The 6,520-nt window shown below is 40.4% G+C and carries 5 protein-coding genes; all 5 read left to right on the plus strand.

Annotation, left to right across the window (positions count from 1 at the left end):
• Positions 1–30 precede the first annotated feature (30 nt).
• The 5 genes from hsdR (at position 31) to BVH04_RS14455 (ending at position 6,056) form a co-directional block, all read left to right on the plus strand.
• Positions 31–2,409 carry an EcoAI/FtnUII family type I restriction enzme subunit R gene (gene hsdR, locus BVH04_RS14430; RefSeq protein ID WP_086542169.1) on the plus strand — a complete coding sequence of 793 codons (2,379 nt, stop codon included), beginning with the start codon at positions 31–33 and terminating at the stop codon, positions 2,407–2,409.
• 1 nt (position 2,410) lies between these two features.
• Complete coding sequence (locus BVH04_RS14435; RefSeq protein ID WP_086542179.1) at positions 2,411–3,856, plus strand: ATP-binding protein; 1,446 nt, start codon at positions 2,411–2,413, stop codon at positions 3,854–3,856.
• Positions 3,857–4,366: 510 nt separating this feature from the next.
• Complete coding sequence (locus BVH04_RS14445) at positions 4,367–4,858, plus strand: type I restriction-modification system subunit M N-terminal domain-containing protein (RefSeq protein WP_205635858.1); 492 nt, start codon at positions 4,367–4,369, stop codon at positions 4,856–4,858.
• Positions 4,859–4,928: 70 nt separating this feature from the next.
• Positions 4,929–5,555, plus strand: a complete 627-nt coding sequence (locus BVH04_RS14450; protein ID WP_140160595.1) for a Panacea domain-containing protein — start codon at positions 4,929–4,931, stop codon at positions 5,553–5,555.
• Between the two features lie 111 nt (positions 5,556–5,666).
• A complete protein-coding gene (locus tag BVH04_RS14455) occupies positions 5,667–6,056 on the plus strand; it encodes a hypothetical protein (protein WP_086542172.1) in 390 nt (129 codons plus the stop codon).
• Positions 6,057–6,520: the final 464 nt, after the last annotated feature.

Consider the following 6,520-nt stretch of genomic DNA (forward strand, 5'->3'; position numbering starts at 1 on the left):
AGGAATGATATTTTTATTCTAATTTTTCTAATGGACAAAAAGAGCTTATCCGAAAGAGATGTTTGCACCAAATTGATTAACCCTGCCATCGAAAAAGCAGGCTGGAACATCAAAAAGCAAGTTCGTGAAGAAGTTTCATTTACAGATGGTAGAGTAATTGTTCAGGGTAGCCTCCATACTAGAGGCACAAAGAAAAGAGCTGACTACATTCTCTACTATAAGAATGACATTCCTATTGCCATCATAGAAGCAAAGGATAATACAAAGCCAGTTGGTGCAGGAATGCAGCAAGCGCTCGAATATTCTGAAATCCTTCAACTGCCTTTTGTATTCACTTCAAACGGAGATTCATTTATATTTCATGATAAGACCAACGACGAAAAAAGAGAGGAAGAAATCAACATGGACTCCTTCCCTTCTCCTGAAGAACTTTGGTCAAAATACTTAAAGTATAAAGGCCTAGAGGAACCTGAAAAAAGGAAAATCGTCGAGCAGGAATATCATGTGGATGAAAGCGGAATGAGTCCGCGATACTACCAAGCAAATGCCGTAAACCGAACTATTGAGGCGATAGCTAATGGCCAAGACCGGATTCTTTTGGTCATGGCAACTGGAACGGGTAAAACCTACACCGCTTTTAATATCATTTGGAGACTCTGGAAAACAGGAATCAAGAACCGAATTCTGTTTTTAGCGGATAGAAATGCGCTTTTGACCCAAACCAAAAACGGGGACTTCTCCCCGTTTGGAAATGATATCATGCATATCATTAAGAATCGGAAGATTGACAAGTCTTATCAAATCTACTTCGCGCTTTATCAGGGCTTAACCAGTAACGAAGAAGAGAAAAATGCCTACAGGGAATTTAGCAAAGACTTTTTTGATCTGATTGTGGTGGACGAGTGCCATAGAGGATCAGCTTCTGAAGCCTCAGCCTGGAGAGAGGTATTGGACTATTTCGAAGGAGCTACGCAGATAGGGATGACAGCCACGCCTAAAGAGACCAAGGATGTCTCCAATATGGATTATTATGGTACGCCTGTTTATACCTATTCGCTGAAGCAAGGAATCATGGATGGCTTTCTAGCCCCATATAAAGTGGTGAGAATTACCACCAACTTAGACGAAGGCTGGCGACCATCGGCAGGAATGCTGGATAAATACGGAAACGAAATCAAGGATAGAATATACAACCTGAAGGATTACGATCGGAAAATGGTCATTGATCAGCGAACTCAATTGGTTGCTGACAAGATCACCCAATTCTTAAAAGCCACTGATCGTTTTGCCAAGACGATTGTCTTTTGCATTGATATCGAGCATGCCAACCGAATGAGACAGGCGCTGATCAACGCCAATGCCGATTTAGTTTCTGCACATCCTTATTACGTCGTCAAGATCACCGGAGACGATGAAGTCGGGAAAAGGGAGTTGGACAATTTCACCGATGTGGAAGAGCGCTTTCCTGTGATCGCCACCACTTCCAAAATGCTCACCACGGGCATTGATACCAAAATGGTGAAGTTGATTGTACTGGAAGCTAACATCGCATCCATGACAGAATTCAAGCAAATCGTGGGAAGAGGCACTCGAATTCGGGAAGCTGAAGGAAAGCTGTTTTTTACCATTATGGATTTCCGAAAAGCTACGAATCTCTTTGCAGATCCGGATTTTGATGGAGAACCGGTTCAGATCTACGAGCCTGGGATCGACGAGTCCCCTGTTCCGCCTGAGGAAGAAGTAAATCAAGACTCAATTGCCGAAGAGGTTTCGGAGGAAGATAGAGAACCCTTAAATCCTCCTCCCCCTGATATTAGCATCACCGACGGTGACCCCGATTTAGAACCGAGAAAGTACTATGTCAATAATGTTGCAGTAACTGTGATCAATGAACGAATTCAATATTTTGGAGCAGATGGGAAATTAATCACAGAGTCTCTTAAGGATTACACCCGAAAAAATATCGATAAAAATTTCTCTTCCCTAGATGCATTTATTCTCAAGTGGTCCAAATCAGAAAAGAAAGAAGCACTATTGGCAGAGCTTGCAGAGCAAGGGATTTTATTGGAAGCATTGCGGGAGGAAGTTGGGAAAGACATGGATGCCTTTGATTTGATTTGCCATGTTGCATTTGATCAGCCTCCCCTAACTCGGAAGGAAAGAGCAGAAAATGTTCGTAAGCGGAATTATTTCTCCAAATACAGTGAAAAAGCACAGCAAGTCTTGACCACGCTTTTGGATAAATACGAGGCGGATGGCATAACGTCTATTGAATCTGGATCCGTGCTGAAAGTGCAACCCTTAAACCAAATGGGCTCTGTCATGGAGTTGGTTGGAGCTTTTGGAAAGAAAAAAGACTGTGACAGGGCGATGCTGGAGTTGGAAAGAGAAATTTATCAAATTGCTTAAATTGGATTTAACACAAAAAATAAAACTACCCGAAGGAAGGCGACTCGAGTTTAAAGAAGCGTTGCCGGCTAATGCAGACTTTGCCAAAACGGTTATCGCTTTTGCAAATGATGCGGGTGGAGAATTGTTTATTGGCATCAAAAACAACCCGAGAGTCATCGTTGGTATTTCCGAAAATCTATTGGATGGTCTGGAAAACAAAATCAGTAACATCATTCACGATTCATGCGCTTTGGTTATTCAGCCAGAGATTTCATTTCTGACTGAAGCAGGCAAACATGTCATTCGGGTGTACATCCACAAAGGCAGCAAACCGCCCTACTTTTTAAAAAGTAAAGGCAAAGCTGATGGCGTTTTTATACGCGTGGGCTCATCAAACAGATTGGGCGATAACGAAACGATTCAGCGCTTAGAAAGATTGGCGGCAAATATTTCGTTTGACGCCGGACTGAATTACTCCAAAGATTTTATTGACCTAAAAAAGGATGAGTTCGCCTCTTTTTTCAAAGAAAAAATAAGTGAGGAAGTAACGGAGAATGTCCTTGAAAAGCTTGATTTGATCGTTGATGAACAAGGCGAAAAGCGGGTAACGAATGCGCTAATTCTCCTTTCGGAAGACAAACTGAAAACGCAGCTTTTTCCGAATGCTAAAATTGAATGTGCGCGTTTTAAAGGAACCAAACCTGGCAATTTTATAGATCAAAAATCTTTTGCAGGAAGCATCATTGGCCATGCCGAGCTGGCCTTGAACTTTGTGAAACGTCACATTTCTGAAGGAACGAAGAATTATGAAGGCGTTTACAGAAACGACCGCTGGGAATACCCAATTATCGCATTGCGGGAAGTCATTCGGAATGCAGTCATTCACAGAGATTATTCGCTTACGGGCAAGGATATTAAAATTGCCATTTTTGACGATAAAATAGAAATTACCAGTCCTGGTAAATTATTGCCTTCGGTAGATTTTGACGAGATGTTTGCCGGGCAGTCTGATGTGCGCAATAAAGTTTTGGCACCCGTTTTCAAACGTCTCGGCATTATAGAGCAATGGGGTAATGGCCTGCAACTCATTGCTGATGATCTACAGGAATATCCAGAAATTAAAATGATCTGGAGCGAGCCGGGCATGGCCTTCCGTGTTTCTTTTATAAATACTATTTATACGGTGCAACAGGAGTTGCAACAGGAGTTACAACAGGAGTTACAACAGATGACGATGTACGGAAAGGTACTGGTTCAAATAAGTCAACAATTGCTATCCAAGAAACAGATATCCAATGAATTAGGACAAAAAAGCATATCAGGACAATTGAATAAGATAATTAGCAAACTTGTTGACCATAGCTTAATAGAAAGATCAGAAGATGAGTTAAGTAGTTCCAAACAACGGTACAGAATAACAAATCGAGGCATTGCTTTTTTGCACCTACTCAACAATAAAAAATAGATGTCCCAAATATCTGCAAACGCAAATTATTTGCAAAGGCAAGAGTCACAGCTAGAGTCACAGCTAGAGTTGGGGTACGAGTTGCAGTATCAATCTTTATATTCGAAAATTTTGAATTTTACCGAAATAGAAAACAATAGCACAAAAGGAATCGCAACTTTGCTAAGCCAAAAAAACACTTCTGGTCAATTAAAAATGACCTTAAATAGACTGATGGGGCACAAACTTATCGAATGAACAATCCCTGAAAAGACAAAAAGTAAAAACTAACAACACAGAATAACAGAAAGAGGTATTGCTTTTTTGCAATTACTCCAAAATAAAAAGTAATGTTTTTAAATAAAAATTATACCCCTTGGCTAGAGTCGCAGCTAGAGTCGCAGCTAGAGTCGCAGCGCGAGTCGCAGCATGAGTTGCGAACACCTTTTACCTAGAAAAGCCGGTACGACGGAAAGTAAAACAACAATAGCAAGGGCCTAAAAAAACCACAAAAAAATTAAAGAAATCTAAATGACTCAAATTACCACCAACATAAAAGGCATCCGCGATATCATGCGGAAAGACACAGGAGTAGACGGAGATGCACAGCGGATCTCGCAAATGGTGTGGATGCTCTTTATGAAGATCTTTGCCGACAAAGAAGAAGAATGGGAAATCACCATAGACGGCTACGAAAGCCCGATTCCTGAAAATCTCAAATGGCAAACCTGTGCAGCAGACGAAGAAGGCTTGAAAGGCGATGCCCTGATGGACTTTATCAATAATGAGTTGTTTCCAGCGTTGAAGGAACTTGATTTCAGTATCAGCCCACAGGCCAAGATTATTCGTGCGGTGTTTGAAGACACTTACAATTACATGAAAAACGGAACGCTCTTCCGTCAGGTCATCAACCAAATCAATCGCATAGACTTTAACAGCTCGACTGACCGACATTTATTTAACGACCTCTATGAAACCATTCTAAAAGAATTGCAATCGGCAGGTTCTTCTGGCGAATACTAAAGGAGACCTTCCTTCCTTGGCCAATGCCAATTTGATCAAACTTGCTCGTGACCCATTCAAATTTAGAAGTTTGGCAAAAGATTGGGAGCCAAAATTGGAAAAAACCAAAATAGATTTACTTAAGAAAATTGACCGCTTAATCCAATCAGAAAAGTTGAAACTAATCAATTTAGATGATTATTTGATGGGAGAAGATGAGGCCAATGAGCTAACTGGATATACCAAACCTAGCATAGAAAAATTAGTCGAAATGATTATTTATTTTGCTCATGCGGTCCCCAGTTATAAGACAAAAATGAATAAGCTGCTTTTCTACGCTGACTTTTCCAAGTTCCGAGAGTTTGGAAATTCTATCAGCGGAGCCAAATATAAGGCGATTGATTATGGGCCTGTGCCCAATATGTATGAGACGATTTTTGAGAATTTGGCTGTGAACGACATGATTGATATTTGCTTTGAGTCAAAAGAAAATGGCAGCAAAATGGAAAAATTAGTAGGTAGAGCAGATCGACAATTTCAAGCGGATTTGTTTTCTGAAGATGACCTTCACACATTGGAGAAAGTAGTGGCAATTTTCCAACATACTTCGCCAAAGGAAATTGTCAAGATCAGTCACCGAGAAATCGGTTGGCTTGAAAATGAAAATTCCAAACAATTTATTTCGTACGAATATGCTCTTGAGCTAAAGGCGTTTTAGTAAATATTAAACTCCTTCGGTTGGTAAAGCTGCCAATACTAAGCGTAATCCTTGCAGCAGTCGAATGTGAAACGCTTTATTATCTTCAAGATTCTACTAAATCTTTGCCTTATGATAACCATCGATGAACCCGCTATTCTGATTCGAATAAACCCCGGATACTCATCGTCGATGAGCGCTAATGTACTGTATGAATGCACTCGGAGTAAATGGAAGGTGAATCCAGAAAGAGCTTTGAAAGCTCACTATAGTTTTGCCGTTTTTAAAGGCGTGATCGTAGAAGTCTATGAGATTAGCAATTGGATTCCTGCACCAGCTCTACCAATCGATCCGAATTACAGCGAGAAGTCAAAAATCAATCTGAGAGAAGGTTTAAGCGGTCGTTATGAATTTGAAGGCAAACTAGCTTCGAAAGAAATTAGAGATAAATACATTAACCAATCGGTTCACCATTACTTCAAGCAGGGAAATTCCAACCCAATCAATTACGTGAATATATAGCTGTTCGGGATTTGGAATACCGAACCTCTATCGCAGGAATTTCTAATTCCAAAGATCGATTCCTCCCTTTTTTTCTATTTGTCTATAGTGGACTCTGTGGTAAACATGAACCTCGTTTCCATCCTACCTCATCACATGTCGTTTTCAATTGATTTCTGTAGGCGGGAGAATAACTTTCGAGTGTATTTTTTATCCACGGGTTGCACAAGCGGTTATTGATAGTTTGACTACTCGATAGTCTGACTTAAAGGTTTAAAAGGATAAATACTTTGCGGATTTCTTTGCGCCCTTTCCGTCTTTGCGGTGAAATATAGATCATGTTAATTCTAGCAGATTGATTAAGAAGAACACCTAAAAAACTACCGAGTGAAAAAACCCTTTGGGGCTGATTTTGGTGAAAAGACTTTTGCCGATTTCTTTGCTTCCTTTGTGACTTTGTGGTCAAATAAAACTCGCTTCCATCT

The organism is Algoriphagus antarcticus, assembly GCF_002150685.1.
Lineage (GTDB): Bacteria > Bacteroidota > Bacteroidia > Cytophagales > Cyclobacteriaceae > Algoriphagus > Algoriphagus antarcticus.